This window comes from Bartonella callosciuri, from assembly GCF_014203215.1.
GTDB lineage: Bacteria > Pseudomonadota > Alphaproteobacteria > Rhizobiales > Rhizobiaceae > Bartonella > Bartonella callosciuri.
On record NZ_JACHIM010000005.1, the window covers coordinates 76,387 to 99,871 of the forward strand.

Annotated in this window: 25 protein-coding genes and 5 pseudogenes; 22 read left to right on the top strand and 8 right to left on the bottom strand. The window is 41.1% G+C overall.

Annotated features, from left to right (window positions below):
- Positions 1–17 precede the first annotated feature (17 nt).
- The 4 genes from parE to HNQ69_RS05430 form a co-directional block, all read right to left on the bottom strand.
- On the bottom strand, positions 18–2,084 hold the full coding sequence (parE, locus tag HNQ69_RS05415; RefSeq protein ID WP_183229047.1) for a DNA topoisomerase IV subunit B: 2,067 nt from the start codon (positions 2,082–2,084) through the stop codon (positions 18–20).
- An 85-nt stretch (positions 2,085–2,169) separates the two neighbouring features.
- Complete coding sequence (gene lipB / locus HNQ69_RS05420; RefSeq protein ID WP_183229048.1) at positions 2,170–2,907, bottom strand: lipoyl(octanoyl) transferase LipB; 738 nt, start codon at positions 2,905–2,907, stop codon at positions 2,170–2,172.
- 148 nt (positions 2,908–3,055) lie between these two features.
- Positions 3,056–3,907: a TPM domain-containing protein gene (locus HNQ69_RS05425; RefSeq protein WP_183229049.1), complete on the bottom strand. Its 852-nt coding sequence runs from the start codon at positions 3,905–3,907 to the stop codon at positions 3,056–3,058.
- The gene (locus HNQ69_RS05430; protein ID WP_183229050.1) at positions 3,907–4,551 is read right to left on the bottom strand and encodes a LemA family protein; all 645 of its coding nucleotides are present in this window, start codon (positions 4,549–4,551) and stop codon (positions 3,907–3,909) included. Before HNQ69_RS05430 ends, HNQ69_RS05425 begins: the two co-directional genes overlap by 1 nt.
- 1,357 nt (positions 4,552–5,908) lie before the next feature.
- On the opposite strand from HNQ69_RS05430, the gene HNQ69_RS08335 reads away from it, so the two are divergent.
- From HNQ69_RS08335 to HNQ69_RS05455, 5 genes and pseudogenes are all read left to right on the top strand, one after another.
- Positions 5,909–6,007, top strand: coding sequence for a hypothetical protein (locus HNQ69_RS08335; protein ID WP_425486680.1), 99 nt, complete (start codon positions 5,909–5,911; stop codon positions 6,005–6,007).
- Between the two features lie 159 nt (positions 6,008–6,166).
- Positions 6,167–6,936 (top strand): annotated as a pseudogene (locus HNQ69_RS08340) (class I SAM-dependent methyltransferase); the annotation flags it as partial.
- Between the two features lie 70 nt (positions 6,937–7,006).
- Positions 7,007–7,228, top strand: coding sequence for a hypothetical protein (locus HNQ69_RS05445; protein WP_183229051.1), 222 nt, complete (start codon positions 7,007–7,009; stop codon positions 7,226–7,228).
- A 380-nt stretch (positions 7,229–7,608) separates the two neighbouring features.
- A complete protein-coding gene (locus HNQ69_RS05450; protein ID WP_183229052.1) occupies positions 7,609–7,857 on the top strand; it encodes a type II toxin-antitoxin system RelE/ParE family toxin in 249 nt (82 codons plus the stop codon).
- A gap of 18 nt (positions 7,858–7,875) precedes the next feature.
- Positions 7,876–8,175 (top strand): HigA family addiction module antitoxin, encoded by a 300-nt coding sequence (locus HNQ69_RS05455; RefSeq protein ID WP_183229053.1) that lies wholly within the window; start codon positions 7,876–7,878, stop codon positions 8,173–8,175.
- 55 nt (positions 8,176–8,230) lie between these two features.
- Here the strand turns inward: HNQ69_RS05455 and HNQ69_RS05460 are convergent.
- The 3 genes and pseudogenes from HNQ69_RS05460 to bet all read right to left on the bottom strand — a co-directional run bounded on the left by HNQ69_RS05460 (position 8,231) and on the right by bet (position 11,022).
- Positions 8,231–9,262: pseudogene (locus HNQ69_RS05460) on the bottom strand (tyrosine-type recombinase/integrase).
- Between the two features lie 367 nt (positions 9,263–9,629).
- Complete coding sequence (locus HNQ69_RS05465; protein ID WP_183229054.1) at positions 9,630–10,253, bottom strand: lambda exonuclease family protein; 624 nt, start codon at positions 10,251–10,253, stop codon at positions 9,630–9,632.
- Position 10,254: 1 nt separating this feature from the next.
- Positions 10,255–11,022, bottom strand: coding sequence for a phage recombination protein Bet (gene bet, locus HNQ69_RS05470; protein ID WP_183229056.1), 768 nt, complete (start codon positions 11,020–11,022; stop codon positions 10,255–10,257).
- Positions 11,023–11,436: 414 nt separating this feature from the next.
- On the opposite strand from bet, the pseudogene HNQ69_RS05475 reads away from it, so the two are divergent.
- From HNQ69_RS05475 to HNQ69_RS05495, 5 genes and pseudogenes are all read left to right on the top strand, one after another.
- Positions 11,437–11,832, top strand: a pseudogene (locus HNQ69_RS05475) (crossover junction endodeoxyribonuclease RuvC).
- A 15-nt stretch (positions 11,833–11,847) separates the two neighbouring features.
- The gene (locus HNQ69_RS05480; RefSeq protein ID WP_246348519.1) at positions 11,848–12,099 is read left to right on the top strand and encodes a DUF1376 domain-containing protein; all 252 of its coding nucleotides are present in this window, start codon (positions 11,848–11,850) and stop codon (positions 12,097–12,099) included.
- 98 nt (positions 12,100–12,197) lie between these two features.
- A pseudogene (locus HNQ69_RS05485) lies at positions 12,198–13,328 on the top strand (DUF1376 domain-containing protein).
- A gap of 46 nt (positions 13,329–13,374) precedes the next feature.
- Positions 13,375–13,533 carry a hypothetical protein gene (locus tag HNQ69_RS07930; protein ID WP_246348520.1) on the top strand — a complete coding sequence of 53 codons (159 nt, stop codon included), beginning with the start codon at positions 13,375–13,377 and terminating at the stop codon, positions 13,531–13,533.
- 382 nt (positions 13,534–13,915) lie between these two features.
- Positions 13,916–14,392, top strand: a complete 477-nt coding sequence (locus HNQ69_RS05495; RefSeq protein WP_246348522.1) for a hypothetical protein — start codon at positions 13,916–13,918, stop codon at positions 14,390–14,392.
- Between the two features lie 413 nt (positions 14,393–14,805).
- Here HNQ69_RS05495 and HNQ69_RS05500 read toward each other — a convergent pair whose 3' ends face one another.
- Positions 14,806–15,336, bottom strand: a complete 531-nt coding sequence (locus HNQ69_RS05500) for a helix-turn-helix domain-containing protein (RefSeq protein WP_183229108.1) — start codon at positions 15,334–15,336, stop codon at positions 14,806–14,808.
- Positions 15,337–15,488: 152 nt separating this feature from the next.
- Here HNQ69_RS05500 and HNQ69_RS05505 point away from each other — a divergent pair, with 152 nt between their 5' ends.
- The 12 genes and pseudogenes from HNQ69_RS05505 to HNQ69_RS05560 all read left to right on the top strand — a co-directional run bounded on the left by HNQ69_RS05505 (position 15,489) and on the right by HNQ69_RS05560 (position 23,367).
- Entirely contained in the window at positions 15,489–15,782 is a 294-nt protein-coding gene (locus HNQ69_RS05505; protein ID WP_183229057.1) for a helix-turn-helix domain-containing protein, read from the top strand.
- A gap of 74 nt (positions 15,783–15,856) precedes the next feature.
- On the top strand, positions 15,857–15,997 hold the full coding sequence (locus HNQ69_RS05510; protein WP_183229059.1) for a hypothetical protein: 141 nt from the start codon (positions 15,857–15,859) through the stop codon (positions 15,995–15,997).
- Positions 15,981–16,379: a hypothetical protein gene (locus HNQ69_RS05515; protein ID WP_183229061.1), complete on the top strand. Its 399-nt coding sequence runs from the start codon at positions 15,981–15,983 to the stop codon at positions 16,377–16,379. The genes HNQ69_RS05510 and HNQ69_RS05515 overlap by 17 nt, the downstream gene beginning before the upstream one ends.
- A complete protein-coding gene (locus tag HNQ69_RS05520; protein WP_183229063.1) occupies positions 16,379–17,350 on the top strand; it encodes a ParB/RepB/Spo0J family partition protein in 972 nt (323 codons plus the stop codon). Before HNQ69_RS05515 ends, HNQ69_RS05520 begins: the two co-directional genes overlap by 1 nt.
- A complete protein-coding gene (locus HNQ69_RS05525) occupies positions 17,347–17,805 on the top strand; it encodes a hypothetical protein (protein ID WP_183229064.1) in 459 nt (152 codons plus the stop codon). The genes HNQ69_RS05520 and HNQ69_RS05525 overlap by 4 nt, the downstream gene beginning before the upstream one ends.
- Positions 17,802–19,785: pseudogene (locus HNQ69_RS05530) on the top strand (transposase domain-containing protein). Before HNQ69_RS05525 ends, HNQ69_RS05530 begins: the two are co-directional and overlap by 4 nt.
- 346 nt (positions 19,786–20,131) lie before the next feature.
- Entirely contained in the window at positions 20,132–21,163 is a 1,032-nt protein-coding gene (locus tag HNQ69_RS05535; RefSeq protein ID WP_183229066.1) for an AAA family ATPase, read from the top strand.
- Positions 21,160–21,435 (top strand): hypothetical protein, encoded by a 276-nt coding sequence (locus HNQ69_RS05540; RefSeq protein WP_183229067.1) that lies wholly within the window; start codon positions 21,160–21,162, stop codon positions 21,433–21,435. The genes HNQ69_RS05535 and HNQ69_RS05540 overlap by 4 nt, the downstream gene beginning before the upstream one ends.
- On the top strand, positions 21,435–21,713 hold the full coding sequence (locus HNQ69_RS05545; RefSeq protein WP_183229110.1) for a hypothetical protein: 279 nt from the start codon (positions 21,435–21,437) through the stop codon (positions 21,711–21,713). Before HNQ69_RS05540 ends, HNQ69_RS05545 begins: the two co-directional genes overlap by 1 nt.
- Entirely contained in the window at positions 21,697–22,320 is a 624-nt protein-coding gene (locus tag HNQ69_RS05550) for a DUF3164 family protein (protein ID WP_183229069.1), read from the top strand. The genes HNQ69_RS05545 and HNQ69_RS05550 overlap by 17 nt, the downstream gene beginning before the upstream one ends.
- An 8-nt stretch (positions 22,321–22,328) precedes the next feature.
- A complete protein-coding gene (locus HNQ69_RS05555) occupies positions 22,329–22,973 on the top strand; it encodes a gp16 family protein (RefSeq protein ID WP_183229070.1) in 645 nt (214 codons plus the stop codon).
- The gene (locus HNQ69_RS05560) at positions 22,954–23,367 is read left to right on the top strand and encodes a helix-turn-helix domain-containing protein (RefSeq protein WP_183229072.1); all 414 of its coding nucleotides are present in this window, start codon (positions 22,954–22,956) and stop codon (positions 23,365–23,367) included. Before HNQ69_RS05555 ends, HNQ69_RS05560 begins: the two co-directional genes overlap by 20 nt.
- Positions 23,368–23,485: the final 118 nt, after the last annotated feature.

The following is a 23,485-nucleotide window of genomic DNA, read 5'->3' on the forward strand; positions in this document are numbered from 1 at the left end:
GAGATATTTTTTGAAAATTAAATGTCTAGATTGGAAGCAAAAGTAGAATTTTCTTGTATGAAACGAAAGCGCGCTTCTGGTTTTGTTCCCATTAAATTTTCTACTGTATTTCTAGTTTCTTGCATTTCCATTGCATCAATAGAAACACGGAGCAATGTACGTTTTTGAGGATGCATAGTCGTTTCTTTAAGTTGTTCAGCACGCATTTCTCCAAGCCCTTTAAAACGACCAACTTCAATTTTAGTTTTTCCAGTAAACTCAGTCTTAAGCAATTCATCTTTATGGGCATCGTCACGTGCATAAGCGATTTTACCTCCTTGTGATATTCTATAAAGAGGAGGCACGGCAAGGTATAAGTGTCCTTGACGAATAAGATCGGGCATCTCTTGAAAGAAGAAGGTAATAAGGAGTGAGGCAATATGAGCACCATCAACATCTGCATCCGTCATGATGATAATGCGTTCATATCTGAGATCTTTTTCACGATATTTAGAGCGTGTTCCACAACCAAGCGCAAGTATAAGGTCACTAATTGTTTGGCTTGAGTTCATTTTTTCGTGTGCAGCACTTGCTACATTTAAGATTTTTCCACGAAGCGGTAAAATTGCTTGGTTTGCCCTATTCCGCGCTTGTTTAGCCGAACCACCAGCAGAATCACCTTCCACAATGAATAATTCAGCTCCAGCAGCGTAGTTTTGACTACAATCTGCGAGTTTTCCGGGCAGACGTAATTTTCGTACAGCTGTTTGTCGATTTATTTCTCTATCTTGACGCCGTTTAACGCGTTCTTCAGCACGTTCAATAACCCAATCAAGAAGTTTTGTTGATTCTTGTGGAGAATTTGTCAGCCAATGATCGAAAGGATCACGTATTGCATTTTCAACGATACGCTGCGCTTCGATTGTTGCTAGTCGATCTTTTGTTTGTCCAACAAATTCCGGATTTCTGATGAAGACCGAAAGTATTGCCGCCGTTGAAATCATAACATCATCGGACGTAATAATAGCAGCGCGTTTATTTCCTATTAATTCAGCGTAGGATTTTAATCCGCGCAAAAGAGCTTGACGGAGTCCTGTTTCGTGTGTTCCCCCTTCTCCGGTGGGAATAGTATTACAGTAAGATTGTACACAAGCATCGCCACCATGCCAAGCGATAGCCCATTCAACAGAGCCATGGCCATCATAATATTTTGTTTTACCAGCAAAAATTTCCGACGTTACCCGATATTCATCTTTCAGTGATGAAAGTAAATAATCTTTAAGCCCATCGGGGAAGTAGAAAACAGCCTTTTCAGGAATATTTTTAGTACCTTCAAGTATGGAAGGATCGCAATTCCAACGAATTTTTACGCCGCCAAAAAGATAGGCTTTAGAGCGTGCCATCCTATAAATTTTTTCTGGATCAAAAGCTGCTTTTTCGCCAAAAATTTTACTATCGGGATGGAAACGAACGCGTGTGCCACGACGATTATAAACATCGCCTAAATCTTCCAATCCAGATTGAGGAACACCGCGTGAAAAGCGTTGTCGGTAAAGTTTTCGTTCTCGTGCTACTTCAACTTCCATATCATCGGAAAGAGCATTAACGACAGAAATTCCTACTCCATGTAATCCACCAGCAGTTTGATAAGCTTTTCCATCAAATTTTCCACCTGAATGAAGTTGAGTCATAATGACTTCAAGAGTAGATTTATCAGGCATTTGAGGATGATTCTCAACAGGAATACCGCGTCCATTATCTGTAACGGTTAAATAACCACTTCTCTCTAATGATACATCAATTAAATCGGCGTGACCAGCGACGGCTTCATCCATGGCATTGTCAATAATTTCGGCAAACAAATGATGAAGTGCTTTACTATCTGTCCCACCAATATACATTCCAGGGCGTAAACGCACAGGCTCTAAGCCTTCAAGAACGCGAATAGAGAGGGCATTATAGTTATCTTTTTGCATATCTTTCGTATTTTTTTTCAAAGTCGTCGCTTCTGAGTTCACTGGAGATTGCAGATTGTTCTCTTTTGTACTTATCCGAGACTGAGCATTATTTAAAATACTAAAAAGATCTTTGCTGTTATCGCTCATGACGTTTGATTGTCCACCTCATTAAAACAAACTCTTAAAATAAAAATAAATTTTATGCCTGTTTTTTATTTAAAAATCAATGTGCTTAGGAAACATCAATTGTTGGACCGAAAATTTTTTCAAATGCTTGTTTGAGAGCAATATCAATATCGTGCATTGTTACAGGGAAACCTAAATCAAAAAAGCTGGTTACACCGTAATTTGTGATTCCACAGGGAACAATTCCTGAATAATGGGCTAAATTAGGGTTAACATTAATGGAAATGCCATGAAAGCTTACCCATTTGCGTACTCGAATGCCAATAGCTGCAATTTTATCTTCCGAAGAAATGTTGTTTTGTATTGATGCGCCATTGGATCGTCTAACCCAGACACCAACGCGATCTTCACGGCGTTCACCTTTAATATTAAATTTTGCAAGCATTTGTATGATCCATTCTTCTAACACACTAATAAAAGCACGGATGTCCTGCTTTCTGCGTTTAAGATCAAGCATAATATAAGCAATACGTTGGCCCGGACCATGATAAGTAAATTGACCGCCACGGCCTGCCTCATAAACAGGGAATAAATGAGGTGCCAAAAGATCTTTTTTATTCGCACTTGTACCAGCTGTATAAAGAGAAGGATGTTCAAGAAGCCAAACTTGCTCATGTGCATTTTTTGCAAGAATTTTTTCTACATGCTTTTGCATATAACTTAGTGCTTCAGGATATTCGACCAAGTTATCACTTATTTTCCATTCAACTGGCGGGTTACCAGAAGTTGTTTTAAAATGGGGTTGGAAGTGATTACGATCAGTATGTTTCAATTCAAATGTCATGAGCAATATTTATGTTAGTGTTTGGGTTTTCAGTTGTAATCATTGAAAGTATTGCAGAGTAAGATATGGAGTGGTTTATTAAAATTGAGATAATATGCTCATGAATTTTATTTAAAAATTTTCTATGCTCAAAAAAGCTGCACTTATTTTACCATCTTCCTGTTGCACCACCACCACCTGATGATCCACCACCACCTCTGAATCCTCCCCTTCCTGAATACCCACCGAAGCCTCCACCAAAACGTTTGCCACCGGCATTTAAGTTTAAAAACCAAGGTGTGAAGACGATACCCATCCAGAGATACTTTTGTGGACCTACTTTTTTGCCAAAAATCATCGCAAGCATAGGCAAACCAACCACTGTACAAAGGATTAAAAACACAATTGTATTGATTACCATTTCTTCTTTTTCCGCTTTTTTATGTTGTTCTTCAATAGCTTTAGCTTTCTCCTTGATTCGAAAAGAAAAGTCTGAATTGCTCTCTGTAATGACTTTTATAATTGCATGAACTGCTTCAATAATGCCTTTTCGATAATTTCCTTCACGAAAATTGGGAAGAACAAAGTTATTAATGATGACTGCGGAAATAGCGTCTGTTAGCTCTCCTTCCAAACCATATCCCACTTCAATTCGTACTTCGCGCTCATTTGGTGCAATAACAAGTAATACACCATTATTCATCTTTTTTTGACCTAGTCTCCATGCACGGAAAAGAGAATTGCTGTATGTTTCTATATCATTTCCTGAAAGGGTAGGGAGAGTGGCAATAACAATTTGATCTCCCGTTTTTTCCTCTAGTGCAGACAGTTTTTCTGTTAAACTTTCTATGGTTTCGGTATCGAGCAAATGAGCCACATCGTTAACATAACCAGTTAAGGGAGGAAATTGGGGCTGCGAATGAGCGATACTCCCTAGTGCAATGACCCAATATAGTATGCTAAAAAAAGCAAGTAAATATGGAAAAACAATGCATTGTATAGAGTATTGGAATTGTTTCATTAATTGAAATTAACTTTTGGTGTTGGTTGGCTATTAGTATCGATCGTAAAAGTTGGCATAGGCTTAGCATTGCGAAACCATAATTTTGCCCAAATTATTGTTGGCATTGTTTTGAGAGCAGTATTGTAGAGACGTACTGTTTCGATATAATCACGGCGTGCAACAGAGATACGATTTTCAGTTCCTTCTAATTGCGATTGTAGAGCAAGGAAATTCTGATTTGCTTTAAGATCAGGATAGTTTTCAACAACAGCCATAAGACGCGAAAGCGCACTTGATAAATTGGTTTGATTGTTGAGATACTTCTCCATTATTTGCGGGTTATTCAACATATCAGCATTAATGTTGACTTGCGTTGCTTTGGCACGTGCTTCAATGACGTTTGTAAAAACAGCTTGTTCATGGGCTGCGTAGGCTTTGACAGTTTCCACAAGATTAGGAATAAGATCTGCACGGCGTTGATATTGGTTCAGCACTTCACTCCATGCAGCATGTGCTTTTTCTTCATTTGTTGGTATCGTATTAAATCCACAGCCACTTAAAAATGGTATTAAAAATGCCAAGAAGGTAGCAATTGATAAATGTTTCAACATTTTTACCATAGGATCATTAAGTACAATTGAACCAGTTCGTCCATTTAACATAAAATTCTCCACAGCTGTTTTGCGTATTATATAGGATGCATTTTTTCTGCGAAAAGTATTTTGAATTTTATAAACAGACATTTTATGAAGAAAGTTATATCTGTATGATTTTTAACTTATTTATTTTGATTCATTTATATCAAATATATCAAAATAATAATGCTATTTTAATGCAAATTTATAAAATATTAATGTTAATTAATATTTATACATATTATACTTCATGTTCTTTTCCGCTTTTTTCAGACTTCGCTTACTTTTAGAGAAAACAATTAGAGAAAAATTTTTAGAAAATTTGGGAAGACTATAGAGATAAAAATTGTAAAGAGCAAGTATTTTTATTTATACAAAACAATGAATTAATTAAAGTTTGTATAGGAGTGACTTGTCTCGGAAAAACAGTAAAATTCTGATCATGTATTCGCATGAGAAAAAATCTGTCTTATGATTTTTTATGCCAACTCGTTGCTATGGTGAGATGTATTTAGATGATCTGAATCAAAGGTTATAGATAGATTGTTGATTGTTTTGAAGAAAAAAAAGTTTACCGATGCTCTACATTCATAAATATTATTACTGTCATTTGGAAATTCACACTTGAGCTGCGGATTCAATATGGCACTCTTGAGTCCTATTATTTTAATCACACTAAACAATAACAGCACTAGGTTAATTACAAGGTTTAACATGGCATTTGCACAGTTTACATACTTGAAAAAGAGCTTTAGTCGTGGCTGTATAAGATCAGAGTGAATGAGAAGATTTAGTCAACGTAGCACAAATATTACAGGCAGACCAGGTTCATAAAAGCATTTACTATATCACAATACGAGGGTTACAAGGAGTTTATTTGAAAATACGCAGGAAAGGTTATATTCAATCCTTCGTAGAATCCGGAGCTCTTAATCTTGCAACTTGGATATGGAGTGTTGGGAGAGACTCAAAGGTTTTTTTCTGTAGGAGAAACAAAGGTACTAGATGAACCACAACTTTAAAGGGCATATGGGCAATACTGATGTCGCCATATATTTATTTCAACTTTTTTATCTTTCATCTCTGTAAAAAGCGCCTTACTAGGATAAATTCTGACTTTGATGGAATTAGCTTAATGGCTTTACAAAACCTCAGAGTCCGCAATCTTGTTGGGGATATTTCTACAGATTATATAATCCCTGCTAGGTATAAACACACGTGTAAAGATACACAAACTTAGCATATTTAACGTCTCACATTTTTAAAAGTTTTCAAGCTCGTTCTGCTGATACGGTACAAATAGGTGATCTCATTCTTTTGCAATCGAGTGTTTGGGTTTGACAGTTCCTGCAAGTAGGCTGTAAGTTTAATACTGGCTAAGGGCATCAAAACTGTAATCACACCAGAACTTGGACGGATTTTTTACCGAAATGCATGGAATCTCGACCTAATTACGATTGAGCTCCAAAACACATTATTTTAAGAAGCGAAAAATGTAAGCATTAATTTTATAGAAGAAAAGATAGAAAGCATTAAAGGGCAATTCCTATTTAACCCTCCTTTGGAATTTATGCTTAAGATACTGGTCAAAGTAGGGCTTCTCAATTATGTATGTCAGCAATTATAAGGAAGATAACATTCTATGATACAAAGTGTTCAACCGCAAAGTGAAAAATTTTACGGATTGGCTGTGATGATTATGATCGTTATCGTCCGCGCTACCCCCTCATCTTATTTAAAACCATGCTGCTTCCTTTTAAGGACAAAAAGCATTTGTTTATCGTGAATGTGGGGGCTGGGACAGGTATCGCATTAGAGGAGATTGTCGAACTTCTGGGGAATGAACACCAATATCATGCTATCAATGTATCGACAGATATGATTAAGCAGGGACGAAGAAAATTTCCTACTGTGCAGTGGTATCAAGGCCGAGTCGAAAGCCTCTTGTCCCAAATCGCGAGGTCGATCTTGTCGTTGCGGCACAGGCGTTTCAGTGGATGGATCGTCCTAAGTTACTTTGGGCTGTTTCAGAACAACTTCGAACCAATGGTATCATGGCGGTCATTCAAAACAATCGTGATTTTAAGAATAGTGAATTTCTCGCTGGTTATGAGATATTGTTAGAGAAAATGAGCCTTAACTATTCCCGTTGTTATCGTAATTTTGATTTTTTACAGAAAATGAGCGATGATTTTGGGGTAAATCCAAAAAAGGTTGCTTTGCATACGCACAATTGGGCGATGACGATTCCATACGAGGCTTTTATTGGAATGAGCGGCTCCTCAACTCAAGCGTAACGGGCCATTGCTCGCTACGGAGAAGAATATTTGCAGCAATTGATTGTATTGATAAAGTAATATTGAAGTGCAGGGAAGTTTGGAGTTTTTTTATCGAAGTGAACTCTTTCTATTTCTATATATGCAAGATAATTTTACCTCTATGATTGCTTCTGCTGGTTTCTACGGGTTAGAGCAAGTGATGCATGAGAAATTCACGGATTATTAACCTACCAAAACCAGAGGAGATCGAGCAACTATCTTTTAAACCGCAAGTGGAATTGGAAGCACTTACTCAAGAAAAATCCACCGAGGCTCATCAAATGCGGTTTGAGCACTTTGATGAGGAGGCGCGTGAGTATTTAAGATTCTTCATGGAAAGTACCAAGAAGCAGCTAGATGATGTATCGCGCGTGTTTTTGGCGTAGTTTGACGGTAGCTTTTGTACTAAGAAGGCCTTTAAAACCCTTTGAGAAAAAATAGATTGGTACAAAACCTGCTGGCAAGCTACACCACACCTTTAAAAAATACATATAAAATCAATAATTTATAGCATGATAAAAGTGCTATGGCGGAGGGGGTAGGAGCGTTATATTTATATAAAATCAATAACTTATATAAAGGTAAGGGGATTTCGAGTCCGTTGATTCTTTTAACTTATTTTTATGTCTATCCCGAACTTTTTTATAGCTTATTCTCAATCATTTTATCTAGCATTTTATCTAGATCTGAAATCAGATTTGCTAGTAGGGTGCTTGATTCTTATTTTTATTGACCGTATAGTAATGGTATACAATAAGGGACACTAATGGCAATTGTGAGCTTTAAACATAAAGGCTTAAAGTTGTTTTATACAACAGGTTCCACAAAAGCTATTCGGCCAGATCATGTAAAAAAATTACGTGTTATCTTAACGGCTTTAACAAGTGCTATATGTCCTGAAATGTTAAAAGCACCCGCCTTTAAAATGCACCCTCTTAAAAACGGTAATTGGCGTGTTACTTTTCGCTTTATCGGAACAAACGTTGAACCCGTTGATTATCAGGATTACCATTGATGAAAGGAACGAAAACAAATGATGCATAATCCTGCACACCCAGGGAAAGTTTTAAAAGTAGCTTTCTTAGAAGAAATGGGGATAACAATACAAAAATTAGCTGATCATCTCCATATGACAAGAGCTTCTCTATCAAGAGTTATTAACGGTCATGCTTCTATAAGTACTGAGTTTGCAATTAAATTAGAATTAGCTGGTTTTAGTAAAGCAAAATTTTGGTTGGATATGCAAACAAACTATAATTTATGGCAAACAATGCAACAGGCACAACCACCTATTTCTCCTCTGGTTTCTGATGTACCTCAAACGCCGCTTTGATTTTGTTCATAATTTTGACGGGGCTTTGGTTTGTTTTGAGCTGCCGCCCATTGCTCTAACTTTTTTGAAGTTTTTTGATAGCTTCTATTGCGAGGCGTTTTCTATCGACTGTTTTTGTATAAAGGGATACCGTTTTATCTTCTGACCAGCCAAAAAGTGCTTTTATTTGTGAAACTGTAGCACCAGCATTGGCGGCACGTGTTGCTGCTAATTTTCGCAAGCCGTATGCTGATTTTTTAATACCCGCTGTATTACATGCCTCACGAAATAGATTGCCAAAACTTTCTTTAACGAGTTTATTTCCGCCTTTACCACAAATGAATTCTCACCTCCAATAGGACCAATTTTAAGAGTTTCTGCTAACTCAGGCAAAATCAGTAGAAAAACATCTGTTTTAAATTGGCTTTTTTCTGTTTTAAGATGGATAATATCATCTTTGACATCTTTCCAACCAATGCGAACAGCGTCACCACGATGCAAGCCCGTATAGAAAAGAACATCAATCCAGACGCGTTCATGGGTACCATGTGCTCAGCGATGATAATATTTATAGATGTCCTCTTCTAACCATGGCAGCAATCCTTTGGTATTCAGAGACCTTGGTGCTTTAATATTAAAAGCAGGATTTCTGTGTAAAAGGGCATTATCAACAGCCCAATTGAAAAGACCATTTAAAGACGTTAAAAAATGTTTTGCTGCCGCGGGAGTATCTCGTCTTCTATCTACGGCATCAATAATATGGTGCTTTTCTATGTTTTTATAAGAGCGATCACCAATATACTTAGAAACATTGTTCAGAATTCTGTACTTAACTTTTTTCGTGGATTCTGATTGATTATGCCACTGCATACTTTGTAAATACTGATGCAACAACCAATCGAAAGACCCTTCTGTAAATCTGGTTTGTTTTCTTGGAGGTGCCATTTTGCGTTTGTTTAATAGCCAGCGTACAATTGTCAACAAACTCTTGCGTTCCATAGGTTCCTTCAACCCGAAATCGTGGTCCATGACCAATACGTACATACCATATGATTTTACCATGGCGTGTACCTTCACGAACAAGATGTGGTGGACGACGTTTGGGCATAGTTAAAACTTTATGTCATCATAAACAGGAAGGCAGGATGGGCTTGTACTGCATTCTTTTTATTCATTTTCAAGTGGAGGAAAATCGTTGACGCTATAAACATTCCTCGTTGTTGTTGATGCTATTTTTATTGAGATGAATGAATAATTCACCCGTAGGTTTTATTTCTATTAATTCGCATCCTTGTTTTTTCGCTTCTCGTAGAGCGCGTGCGATAGCTGGTTGTGTTATGGTAGCAAGGTGAGGTGCTATATCTCTTCGTCCTTACATTTAGATGCAATTCACTTGTGGCGTGAATCACGCTTGTTTTGAAAGTTGTTATGAAAGGATGGGGGTGCTGGGAGGCTGTAAGTGCACCCCCATAGGGTTAAGCAGCTTTTATCGAGAGTTGTTTTATCTCTCGTTCTATCTTTTCTAAGAAGGTTTCAACAGCTTCGTTGATACATGTAATTTGTTTTTCATCACGGTGCACACGTTTGACTTTCATGCGCAAGTGAAATGATTGATCGGTGAACCGTGGGTCATAGCTTACGAAATCACACCATTTGCGCCCTGTACACGCCATTTGGAATTGCATTTGTGCGAGATATTCAGGTTTTATCTTATCGTCTAAAAAGAAGCGCATATGATTTACTGATCTTGGGCATTTGACTTCGATTAACCCATCCTCACCAATAAGCCCATCAGGGCTAGCCCCCGCCATTTCCATTGTGGGATGTTGGATAAAGCCGCATTTTATTATATCGGCATTATAAATGAAGCTATATTCTTGCAAGGCATCCTTTTCATGCTCGATCCCCCATCTCATATCTTCTGTTTCATAAGAGGGGCTTATTTCACCCGTTAAACGTTCAGTAATGAGTTTGATTTTGTACTCTTCATATTTGCTTGTAGGTGTTCCTTTAGTTGTTTTACTGATAATATTGTAAATGTTTGATGCGGTGATTTTTCCTAATCTTGCTTGAAACCACTCTGCAGTCCTTTGTTCCATTTCACACCGCCATTCCCTGTTCTTGTTGGGTTGGTACATATTCGATATCTTGAATGTGAGCATATTCAACGTCTTGTATAGGAGCGTCTGTTTGCTCTTGTTGTATTTTAGCCATTTGCTTGTTTTGTTTATCTTCCAAAAGATGCAACACCGTTTGTGCTTGTTTATCAGGCATATCTTCAAGCTTTTCGACTTTTACATAAGCAAGTATCTTTTCTTCTTCTGTTTGGGTTTGATGTATTAACTGTCTGATTTTTGTAAGCACATCATGAGAAACGAACTCATTTTGTATGGTGTGGTTTCCATCATTGATCCGTGCGGCTTCATCTTCTTCATAAATGCCGGAAAATCCAAAAGCATAACGTGCACATTGTATTGTAGCTTTGTGACGGAGCATGCGTGCTGGATATTTTTGCCATGCTTCACTTTTTGCTTGTTGACATTCTTTGAGATATTCTGTGACCTCGATAGGGTCTTTAATGCCTTTGAGACGAATGGCACATTTGATAGCAATGAGCTTCCCGTCTTTATCGAGTTGATCTTGAAAGGTCATGCCATCAAATTTGGCATTTGCTTTAATGATCTTAATCCACCCATCAATAGAGACAACGGGTATGATACCACCACCTCTTTTAGGGAGTGCATAGATTTCCTTTGTGAGAGGGTTTAGTCCATAAGTATTGGCAACAGAAATAAAGGCGGCAAATTCTTCATCAGAAAAGTTATGACTGATACAAGTTTTGATAATTGTTTTTCGAAACTGACACATTTAGGATCTGTTCTAGAAAATCCAATAGAAATAGGATCAAGTATCATAGGAGCAATAAGTTCAAAAGGTTTTTCTTCAATAAGACGTATCTGATTGATTCTAATATCTTTTTTGTAGGATTTTTGATGATTAAGGGTATAAAGATTAAGGGTCTTTTATATGGTTCTTTACACTCTAATCTTGGTAAAAACATTATCGGATTATTTGTCCCGATTAGCTTTTGTTCTGAAATTTTCCTCCTTTTACAGAGTTTGAAATACTTAAATAAAAAACCTCCAATACTGAGAAAAAGTGTCGCAATAATAGTAGATATGACAGTACTGTTATTGATCCAATGCCAAGCATTTTGGATGGAGTGGTGCGGTGATTAACACGATTCTTTGTTTAGATCTAGGAACCAAAACGGGCTGAGCGATACGTGGTGCAGATGGTGACATATTCAGTGATACCGTCAATTCTGAACCCCACCGTTTTGAGGATGGTGGGATGCGTTACTTGCGCTTTACAATGGCTTTCAGAAATAAAGCAGACAGTTGGTGGCATTGACGCGGTGTATTTTAAGGGGTGAGGCGTCACATTGGGACCGATTCTGCCCATGTTTATGGTGGTTTTTTAGCAACCTTAAAAGTTTGGTGTGAGTATTACAAAATACCGTATGAAGGCATTCCTGTTAGTACGATAAAGAAAGCGACGACGGGTAAGGGGAACGCATCAAAAGAAGAGATGATAGAGGCGGTGCGTGCAAAAGGGCATGCACCTTGTGATGATAACGAAGCAGATGCTTTAGCAATTTTATATTTAATAAATTAGAGAGGGAGATTGGGCATGTTGACGAAATCACCTTGGATAAAACTTTATCCTGATCAATTTTTAAAAGAGCTTACAGGTTTGAAAGCGGTCGAGAAGGCTGTTTACACAACACTCGTGTTGCTGATGAGTGACAAAAGAACGCCTCTTTTAAATAATGCCTCTTATTTATCAGGTTGGTGTGGTTGTTCAGTCAGAACGTTTCAAAAAACGTTAGAAACTTTAATAAACACGGGCCACACGTTTAGAGGATGGCAGCTTATGGCATAGGTCATTTGCCTTTGATCATGATGCTATTAATAAATTTTCAGAGCGTGCTTCGAAAGCAGCCCTTGTGAGGTGGAACAAAAGAAAAGAGGAGGCAAGGCATGTCAACTAAGTTGGCTTGGACGAGGCTTTTTTCATCTCAATGGATTGTAGATGTTAGTGGCATGAGTGTAGTAGAAAAAGGTCTTTATATGACCCTTGTTTTATACATGTGTGAAGAGCGCCGACCGATTGTTGAAGATGCCCCTAAATTAGCAAGGTGGGCTGGTTGTTCGGTACGGGTTCTCAAAAATGCATTAAATTCCTTATTACGTGATGAAAAGATCATCCGTTTAGAGGATGGTCGTTTGTGGAATTTAAAAGTCGAAGAAGAACTCACTAACTGTCATGAGAATTTAGATAAGGTCTCTAAAGCAGCACGGTCAAAGATATTATCGGAAAGGGCACAGAAAGCAGCGCAGGCAAGATGGGCAAAACATACAAATAATGCTTGTGATGATGCTAAAGCCCCTGAAAATACTGAAAACTATGCTAAAAACGATGCTAAAAATGCTAAATGTGACATTAAGCATGATTTTAAGGATGCTAAGCATGATGCTTACCATGCTTAATGATGCCTATATATATAACATAAACAACAACACTAACATTAACAGTGATAATAAAAAAACTAACACTGTCGTGTTAGCAAAAAAAGAAATGGATTCTGAAAATTCAGAAATCCAAGATCAGGTTGACGAGTCAACAAAGGTTGATGCTGTTGAGAGCCAATCAGATCAAATCGAAACAGCATCAGATAACCAACCATCCCTTCACGAGCTAATCGCGGCTGTTGCTTGCCTAAGGATTTTGAACCCGATTACGATTTTGCCATTGCAGAGGGCTTGCCTCTGGAGCGTGTGAAAGTCGAGATTTCAAAGTTTCGAGATTACTAGACTGCCAAATCCGGAAGGGGTGCTAGCAAAATCGATTGGCAAGCTACGTGGCGTAACTGGGTAGGAAATTCAAAGGATTACAGACAAGGAAAAAACTATGGAAAACAAACCAAGTCTCAAACAGAAGAACAGCGCGGGTGGAGTTATCGAGTTGCACAGCACATGTTCGATATCGAAAATTCAGATAGTGTATACAAATTTTTATTCGAGGATGGCGACCGAACCGTCATCCCTTTGGAAAACGGGGCAAAAACCATTGATTGCAGAAGCTCAGAGAATTACCTCATTAGTCCATGATGTGTTGCAAAAGCTTGAAAGAAAAGCAACCGAAGAAGAAATCCAAATGGCGTATCTTGTCCTTTCAAATAGACTTAAGAGCCCAATGGGATCAGATGAGAAAACAACAGCGCTTGCGTATCTTTACGCTCTTGAAGGTATAAGCAGATGGGTATTGCAGACAGCAACAAAGAACGCTTTGAAAGGCAAAGCAGAGAGGATTTAAACTCAAGATTTATTGTCCTCAACAGCAGACCTTTATCGTTATTGTGAAAAATTTAAAAGCGATATTCGTTACCAAGCAAATCGTATTCTTAAGAATCTGCAAAAGCCTAAGATAAAGTGAAAATCATAAGATTTACAGTTAACCTCAGACCGCATTGAGAAGCTTCAAAAAGGACTTGAAGAGGTTGTTAAAAGGGATCGAAGAATAAATAGCAAAATAGTGAAAAATGGTGATGATTTTGTGATTAGATATGCGTTTAAATCGATAAAAAGGCACCGTACAGAGCGATTTAAAGATTTTATGAAATCACATACAGAATATAAAACGCACTGTACGGCCAAATTTGAGGTAAATAACCCATTGGTAAAATTATGGATTAAGTATGCAAATATTAAAACAACGATTCTTTAAAAAACGTAAACAGCAAATGTACATAATACACAAAAAACTTATTGCAACAACGGTTGGTCATGCACCATGGGGACTGGGAGTGGCAGAGCATTTTTATAACCTTTACGAATATCCTGATGGTAGGAGAGAGAACGAAGAATTTTATGGTGATCAAGACTATGACATGCCTGAGAATACGGATTTCAGTACCAAGGCGCAAGTGAAAGCTTGGATTTATCGGGGTGATTTGCCAAGAAGCGTATTGAGTTGTGAACCGTTGATAGGTGAGGTTAACAGAAAGATACAACGGCAAGGGCAGGGGACGTTGATTTATAAGGTGCAAAATGAGAGTGAGAGAGGTTGTTCACAAGAAGATTTAGAAGCATTCAAAAAATTACTAGAGAAAATTAGTAAAAAAGAATGTAGTTTGACAGTAGGTTTTGCAGTAAGTGGGAAGAGGTGGGATTAGTTAGGAATAGGTGATAATTTGTTGTTTTTATGCATAAAATTTAGCATTAAAAGCGCGTTTTGTAAAATTGGATTTTGACACCTAAAATTGCGAAAAAGAGTGAAAATCAGAAAAAAGTGCGTTTTCATGGTAAAAATGAGAGAAGGCTTTGAAAGGTCTTTGAAAATCCTTTGAAGATTTTAAAAAAGTCCGTGAAAGCCTAGAAAACCGCCTTTAAAGACCCTTTGAAAAAAATCAATCCAAAAGTTCAATCGACTCCAAAATCAACCCCAAATGACCCAAAAAGCAAAAAAGATTTCCATATATGCGTGGAAATCTCTAAAAATTGATTAAAAAATATTGTTTATCAATATGTTGTATAATTTCTTTAAAGTAAAAAGATTTCCACTTTCATTTTTGATTTTAGAGGGGCATTAAGCCGTATCTTGTGTGGTTTCTAGATGTGCACTTTCAGCTTCGATTTGACGCTTTAAATGCAATTTTAGAAGAGGCAAAGTAAGTTCGACTTCTTCTGTGTCGTTGATGTTTTGAACAAGCTCTTGCAGTTTTTTATAAAGTTCCGCCGCGAGTTCCGCTATATCTTCAGGGGGGAGTTTTATTTTTGCGTCGCGATAGGTTGTATAAGCCACGCGACCAAGCTTTTTCATGAGACCAGTAGGAATGGTGGGCGCTTTAAAACCAGCTGCTTTCGCTTTTGCCATGTCACTAAACATTTCACCTTCACCAGTAAGAAGCCAATGAAAGTCTACGCCATAAATTTTGTGATAGGCAATTACGATAGATGCTGGTGGCTCATTTATACCGAGTTCATAATTTGCGAGCGTATTTTTCGCCAAATCAAGAGTTTTTGCAAAAGCACCTCGTTCTTCGTTTCCGAGGATTCGTCTTATGTCACGTAAGCGTTTTGCCAATGGTGTTTTAGGTTCTGTTTCTAAACGTGCCAAAAAAATACCCATTAAGACCATCTTATGGGTTGACAAAACCCGTAAAATGGATTTAACTCATATTACCGCCCGTTATAGAGGGCATATAGTCTACAAATAACCCCACAAAAAACGGATGGTTTGAGCATCCGTTTAAAGCAGGAGCGAAAATTATGACAACCACCCAAAAATGGGATCGCCATAGTATTTTAGCCGAGCTACGCCGCCGTAATATGACCTTGGCGGAGCTCGCGAAAGCTTATCAACTCCCGTTATCCAGTGTTCAACACATCTGGACACGACCCAACGAGAAAGCTGAACGCGCTATTGCCGATTTTATCGGCTTGCCCGTTGAGCAAGTTTTCTACGACCGCTACCCCAAAAGTCGCCGTCGCATTTTTAAAGCAGCAAAACATGCCAATACGGATTCGATAAAGCATTCCACATTGCGCGGTAACGCTGCTTAAACTTCGTTACACGGCTTTGTGCGTTAAACGCACTTGCCATGAATTTAAATACCATAAGATAAAAAGGTTTATCAATGTCTAAAGATCAATACGAAATGGGCAAGATAAATTGCAGAGAATTGCGTCGTCAGGCAGCCGTTTGGATGGGTTGGTTTTGGCGATTAGCTGGTGGTCACATTGTTTTTATCGGGGGTGGTTATGGTTGCTGCTTATAATTTATGGACCTCCGAGGCAAAAAGAGAAATTCTCAATCCTTATTCCGAGATTGAACGGTTAGAAGCTATGCTTTCCTGTTCTTTAAAAGCTGTGAGTAGTGGATTTAAGCATCTGCCGATCCGATATATTATTGACCCTCCGCATGGCTTATTTGATGCGGCGTTAGCACGACAGATTGTTATTCATATCTTGCATTATCAGTTTGAGGTGCCACGGCGGCGTATTGTTGCGATACAGGCACGGCAGCGGACTTCTATTTCTCTTTCTATGCAAGTGATTAACCGGCGTTTAGAAGAACCCGTTTTTGCGAAAGCCTATCGAAGATGGGCGGGGCGTGCGATGGATTTGTTCTTTAAAGAGATTAGAAAGGCGGCGGCGTGATGGCACAGTTTCAAGAGATTGCTTTAGATTTGATTGTGGTGCCGGAGCGTATACGCCCTGTGGATGATGAGCATGCCAAGGCATTTGCACAATCGATGGCGCGGGAGGGATTGATGAATCCGATTACTGTGCGCCATACCCCCAATGCTAAAGAGGGCAATTACACACTTATTGCTGGTGCGCATCGGCTGAGGGCTGCGGAGCTTTTAGGCTATAGCGAAATTGATGCGGTTGTGGTGCAAGCCGATAAGGATAATGCTGCGCTTTTAGAAGTGGCGGAGAACCTTTTTCGCAATGAATTGTCTGTTATTGACCGTGCCTTGTTTGTCCAGACCTACCGCGAATTGTGGGAAAAGAAGTATGGGGAAATTAAGGTTGGTGGCGACAGAAAATCAAAGGGTAAAGTTTACCCTTTGATCGGTGGTGATGCAGATTTTAAGCAATTGGGTAAAGTTGACCCTATTGCTCAAAGGGACAGCAATGCAGCTTCAGATCACAACAAAATCGGGTGTGAAGGGGACAAAGTGGCAAAGGGTAAAGTTTACCCTTTGCCAAAGGATGGTGACTTAAATGGCAAAGGGACAGTTTTATCTTTTGCTAAACATGTGGCGGACCGCATTGGTTTATCGAAGGAGTCGATAAAACTCCTCAATCGCATTTCCAAGTATTTACAGCCGGAGTTGCGGGCGGTTTTGCGTGGCACGGCATTGGCAGATAATCAAGCGCAGTTGTTAAAATTAGCCAAGATGGAGCCGGTTTTGCAACGGCGGGTGGCGATTGCTTTGCAACAGGTTGAGGGAGATTTGCGGCGGGCTGTTGATTTGGTCAATGGCGTTAATACGCCACCGCAAATCAATGAACAGGAACGGATTTTTGCTCAATTGTTGGGGGTGTGGCAGAGAGCAGATGCGCAGACACGGGCGCGATTTTGTGCTTATCTTGCAAGAGAACGGGGGGAGGAGCAGGCATGAAGACGCATGGTTTTCAACAGCTTGATTTTTTTCAAAAGCCTGTTTTTCCTTGCCGTGAGCCGGTTGCGCAGATTGATTTGGGGCGGTTTCGCTCACGCATTAAGCGTGCCATGGCACGGGCGTTGAGAGAATGCCGGCATGAGCGTAGTGAGATTGCACAGCGCATGACGCATTATTTAGGGATTGCTTGTTTAAGTAAGGCGAGTTTGGATGCTTATGTGGCAGAAAGTAAGCAGGTGGATATTTCTTTGCCGCGTTTTAAAGCCTTTGTGCGGGCAACAGAAGCCTATTGGCTTTGGGATGAGGTGGTGAGTGAAGATGGATTGTTGCTTTTGCAAGGGGATGAGGCGCGTTTAGCGGAGATTGCGCGCCTCCAGCAGGAACAGCGGGAGATTGCAGCGCGCTTGAAAGCCATGCGTGCAACGCCGGTGCGCATTAAAAGGGGGCAGCCATGAAGGAATGGTTTACTATTGCTGAATTGGCAGAGGCGGCTTTGCCAGGGGTTGCCATCGACCTATAAAAGTCTTGAAAACCATGGGCGGGTATATTGGAGAAAAAACGCTGAACTTTCGAGGAAAGTGGGAGGCAAAATCAAGCCGGTTTGGGAGTATCATGTGTCTTTATTACCGGAAGCTGCGCGGGCGGCATTGTTGGTGCGCTCTGGTGGGGTTTGTGTAGAAGAAAAGACAGAGAAAAGCGATCAAAAGGCAAGCATTTGGGTGCGTTATGAGGGGCTTTCAAAGGCGCATAAAAGACGTTGTGAAGAGCGTTTGAAGGCACTTTGTTCTATGGATGATTTGCTTCAAGCGGGTATGGGGGTGCATGATGCGGCAAGCTTGTGTGCGGTGCAATTTGGTGTGAGTTACAGATCACTTTTTCATTGGCGGCAGATGGTGGAAGGGTATGAGCGCACTGATTGGTTGGCGGCTTTAGCGCCTTGTTATGGTGAGGAGCGTTTGTCCCAATGGGCTGAGTGTCATGAAGGGGGCATGGGAGGTTTTATGTTGGGATTATTTGCGCCCGTCTCGCCCTGCTTTTTCGGCATGTTATCGGCGTATGGTGATGGTGGCGAAGGAACGGGGGTGGGAGCCTGTGCCTTCAGAGCGGGCTTTGCGTCGTCGTTTTGAAAGGCAAATTTCCAAAGCGGTTGTTGTTTTGGCGCGTGAGGGTGAGGAAAAGGCAAAAAAGCTTTATCCGGCACAGCGGCGTGATCGCTCGAGCCTGCATGCACTGCAAGCGGTGAATATGGACGGGCATAAGCTGGATGTTTTTGTGAGCGTTCCGTGGAGCTCAAAGCCCGTGCGGCTTTATTTGATAGCGATACAAGATCTTTATTCAGGCAAGATTTTATCGTGGCGCTTGTCGGATGCGGAGAGTTGGGAGATTGTGCGTTTGGTGATTGGCGATATGGTGGAGGCTTATGGCATACCGGAGCGCATGACTTTGGATAATGGGCGTGCTTTTACCAGCAAGTGGATTTCTGGAGGTGTGCAAAACCGTTTTCGTTTTAAGATTAAACCGGATGATCCGCAAGGGCTTTTGACGAGTTTGGGTGTGCAATTGCAATGGACCACACCCTATAGCGGACAGTCGAAACCGATTGAGCGGGCATGGCGTGATCTGGCAGAAGCGATTTCCAAACACCCCTTTTGTCGGGGGCTTATACGGGCAATAAACCGGATGCTAAGCCTGAAGATTATGGGCGGCGTGCGATAGGATTTGAAGAATTCAAAGCCCATGTTGGCGCGCAGATTGTGGCGCATAATGCACAAGCAGGGCGCAAGGCGCTGACATGTGCGGGGCGCAGTTTTGATGAGACTTTTGTAGAAAGTTTGACAGCAGAGGGGACGATTATCCGGCAAGCAACAGCGGCGCAGCGTGCTTTATGGCTTTTGACCTCAGAGGCATTGCGTACACAAAAGGGGACGGGCGAGATTCATTTTTATGGCAATCGTTATTGGGCGCGTGAACTTAATCAGTATGCTGGAAAAAAGGTGATTGTACGCTTTGATCCGGATAATTTGCATCAGGATTTGCGGGTTTATGATTTGAACAATCGGTTGCTTTGCATGGCAGCATGTCTTGCGGATGTTGGCTTTTATGACCAGCAGGCGGCGCGTCTCAATGGGCGTTTGCGTAAAGAATATGTGAAGGCAGTTAAAGCAGAAAAACAGCTAGCGGCAAGGCTTGCACCTGATCACTTGGCCGATGTTTATGGGCGCCTTGAGAAAAAGGGTGAGGCTTTAAAAGCAACGCTTCCGATCAAGCCAAAGGTGAGCCGCTTGGTTCCAAACCATGTGGGGAATTTAGCTTTGACAGCAGACGATGATGAGGCTTTGGAAGCCCAAGAGTTTAGCACGCACTTGCACAAAGCTTTGAGGCGGCTTTCGGCCTCTGATGAGGGGCGTGAAGTGATCAAGTTTCCTAGGAACTAGAAAAAGAGAGGGGGGATTTACAAGGGTGCTTACAAGAGTGCCTACAAGGGGGGGCTGGTTAAGTATCGCGTGCCAGCTTGAAGATTTAACAAAGAAAGGGGGGGGAGGAATCTTAATCCTTTCAAAGTTTAAATCAATAGGATCAAAATTTCAGGTGCCTTTGCCTGATCAGGTGAGGAGCGTGAAGTTCGTAAATTCCCCGATGTGTGAAAGAACCAAGGGGGATTTTTCAAAGGAGCCGGTTTTGTATCGCGTACGGCTTGAAGCGTTATTGAAGACAAAAGAAAGAGGCGGGTTTAAGCCGTTCCCCTTTCGAAGTCTAAAATCAATACAGAGGGGAATATACATGAAGTACGCGATAAATGCAACGGTCGATAAAAATCCTTGGGCGCGACCTAAAATTCAGCCCAGTGTAACAGCCCCAAACCGCAACAGTGATGACATTGCTTTATGGAATGAGCTTGTGGATGCGGTGAGAGCTTTGGGGCAAATGAATGATTGGTCGAAAGCAGAGGTAGCGCGACGCATTGGTATGCCAGATGGGACGTTTTCGCAATGGTATGCGGGCAGTTATGCGGGGCAATTGGGCAAGCAAAATGCAAAGGTTCAACAATGGGTTGAGGTTTTAAAAGAAACGGCGGGGTTTTTGGAGAAGATCCCTGAAAAGCCAGCCTTTCAGAGGAATCGTATAGCGGGTGAGATTATTGACACTTTAACACTGGCACAAAGTACGGGGGATATGGTGATGATTACGCTTGATGCGGGCAGTGGCAAGACGGAAACTTGCCGCCATTACCGCGCGACCCGCCCGCATGTTTACCTTGTGACAGCAAGTCCGCATACGCGCAGTGTTCACGGTATTTTGAATGATATGGCAGCGGAATTGGAAGTGGTGGAATATAACCCCACCCGCTTAACGCGTGCGATTGGCAAGAGATTAGAGCGTGTTGGTGGTGGGACATTATTGATTGTGGATGAAGCGCAAAATTTAACGGATGAAGCCATTAATCAGTTACGTCATTTTGTTGATATCAATGGCAAAGGGTTAGCTTTGGTGGGGAATGATGAGATTTCAGGGCGTTTGGTTCATCGTCAAAATGGTCCTTCTTATGCGCAAATTAAAAGCCGATTGGCGATGCATCTAAAACGTAGCAAGCCCTATAGCGAAGATATTGCTGCGCGCATTCATGATTGGGGAATTGAAGATGCTGGTGCGATAAAGTTTTTGACAGGGATTGGCTTGAAATCTGGTGCTTTGCGGCAGATTGACAAGACGATGATGTTAGCACGCATGGCAGCGCTTGGGGATGGGAGTGAGGTGACGCTGAAACATGTCAAAGCGGCATGGAGAAACCGCGATGTGGAGGAATTGGCATGATCTCGATAAGCAATAGAGAATTATCGAATACGCTTGTTGGTCTTTATGATGATTATCAACGGGGTTTGGATATTGGAGAGCCGCTTAAATTGTGTGTTGATTTGGCGTTATCGCTTGAATTGGAACTGAGTATTCACCGCTTAAGCGAAGCCGATGCAGTTTTAGAGGGGCAAGTCGTGGAAGTTTTACGTTGTAGCCAAGCGCTTCATGCCAAGAGTGATGAGGGTGAGAAAGGAACGGTTATTCATATGGATTTTGGAGGAGGAAAATGATGGAACGGAACCCTTATATGGTGAGAGATTGCTTGGTTGCTTTGCGTTCTGCTTTACTCAAGCATGAAATGGAGGACATTTTTCTGAGTGCAAAAGATGTTCGAGAATTGAATGATTATTTGCGTCGTCTCGCGGGCTATAACCACGTTTTAGGTCATGAGCTTTTGCGGTGTCGTTGGCAAATAAAGGCGGGGTACACGCCTCATTCAGGGGCTGTTGTGCCGTTTCGCCGTTTTCAAAAAACACAGGAGGAAGTTGGTGATGAATCGACAAATTGAACTTGAAGGCACGCACTATATGAAGGATGCGAAAGGGGCTTTGGTGCCTGTCAGCCTGATCCGCCCTGTGGATTTGCTTGAGGATGAAACGGTGCGCAAAATTATGGGTTTTGCCAAAGAATTATCGGCAAGGATTGCGCGTTTTAACAGCCATACGCTTGCGGATTTGAGTGGTTTTGATAGCTTGCTTGCGCAAGAATATGGTGTGGAGCGGCGTGGTAAAAAGGGCAATTGCACGTATACGAGCTTTGATGGTTTACAGCGTATTAAGGTGCAGGTGCAAGAGAGCTTTGATTTTGGACCACAATTGCAAATTGCCAAAAGCCTTCTTGATGAATGCTTGAATGAATGGTCTGCGGATGCACGCCCTGAAATCCGTGCGATTATTACGCGCGCTTTTAATACGGATAAAGAGGGAAAGGTGAATCGCGGCGAAATCTTTATGCTGTTGCGTTTGGATATTGATGATCCCCGCTGGAATGAGGCGATGCGTGCTATTCGCGAAGCCATTCGTGTGACGACCTCTAAGGAATATGTGCGTTTTTATGAGCGTGATACATTGGAAAGCCCTTGGCGGGCTGTGACCATTGATCTTGCGAAGACATGAGGGGCAACATGTCTTTAGCTGTCCTTCATATGGGCAAACGCGCGTTAGGTCTTGATGATGAGACCTATCGCGCATTGCTTTATCGCCTGACGGGGAAACACTCGACGAAAGATTTGAGTGTTTTAGAAGAGCGTTTAGTCATTGATGAAATGAAAGCGTGTGGTTTTGAGCCGAATGTGAAGCGTTTAGAGGGTAAATATGCCAAGAAGCTCCAGGCGCTGTGGATTGCTGGGTGGAATCTTGGCATTATTCGTGATCGTTCAGATAAGGCATTGCTTGCCTTTGTAAAGCGGCAAACGGGGATTGATCATATTCGTTTTTTACGCGATAGCGATGATGCGGGCAAAGCTATTGAGGCGTTGAAAGGTTGGTTGCAGCGTGAGGGTGGGGTTGACTGGAAAGGGAAAAAGATTCAAGATTCTTGGCAGAAAATGCCAGGATATTTGATTTTGCGTGCCCAATGGAAGTGTTTAAATCCCGATGCTGTGTTTGACCTTGAGACTTTTCATCAAAGTGTTATGGCGTTAAGTGGTAAAGCATTGTCCAAGATGGATGGGGATGATTTTAGAGAAGTGATGAATATTTGGGGGTGGACAATCCGTAAAGCTGTTAAAAGCCGAGGGGTAAGCATGCATGCGCGAGGAAGCCTATAGCGATTTTCCTGCATTGTTGCGTGAAATAGCTGATGTTGCAGGCATGGATGCGGCATGGAATATGATGCGGGCTTTTGGCGGACGACAAGTTTATCTTCCCGGACGTCTTGAAAATGCGGATTGGTTGATTGAAATTGTTGGGTTTGAAGAAGCCGAGCGATTGATCAAGTATTTTTGTTTGAATGGTTCGGGTGTGCGCCTTCTTGTCCCCCTTGGCAGAGATGCGGAACGGCGGCAAAAAATGCTAAAAGCGTTGCAAAAAGGCTGGTCGGTGGATACTGCAGCTGCTGTTTCTGGTATGCATGTGCGCACGGCTTATCGCTTGAAGAAGAAAATATCTTTGCAAGAACCACAAGGTTCGTTATTTCCAGAGCTTTATGACTCCAGAGTTTGAATGATTTTAAGCTTCACCATACCATAGTGTTTAGGTTGTTTTGTCATGCCGTAAAATAGCGTCATGAGACTGGTGAGGACATCAATGACTGACAGTGTCAGACTTATATTGGGGGGTG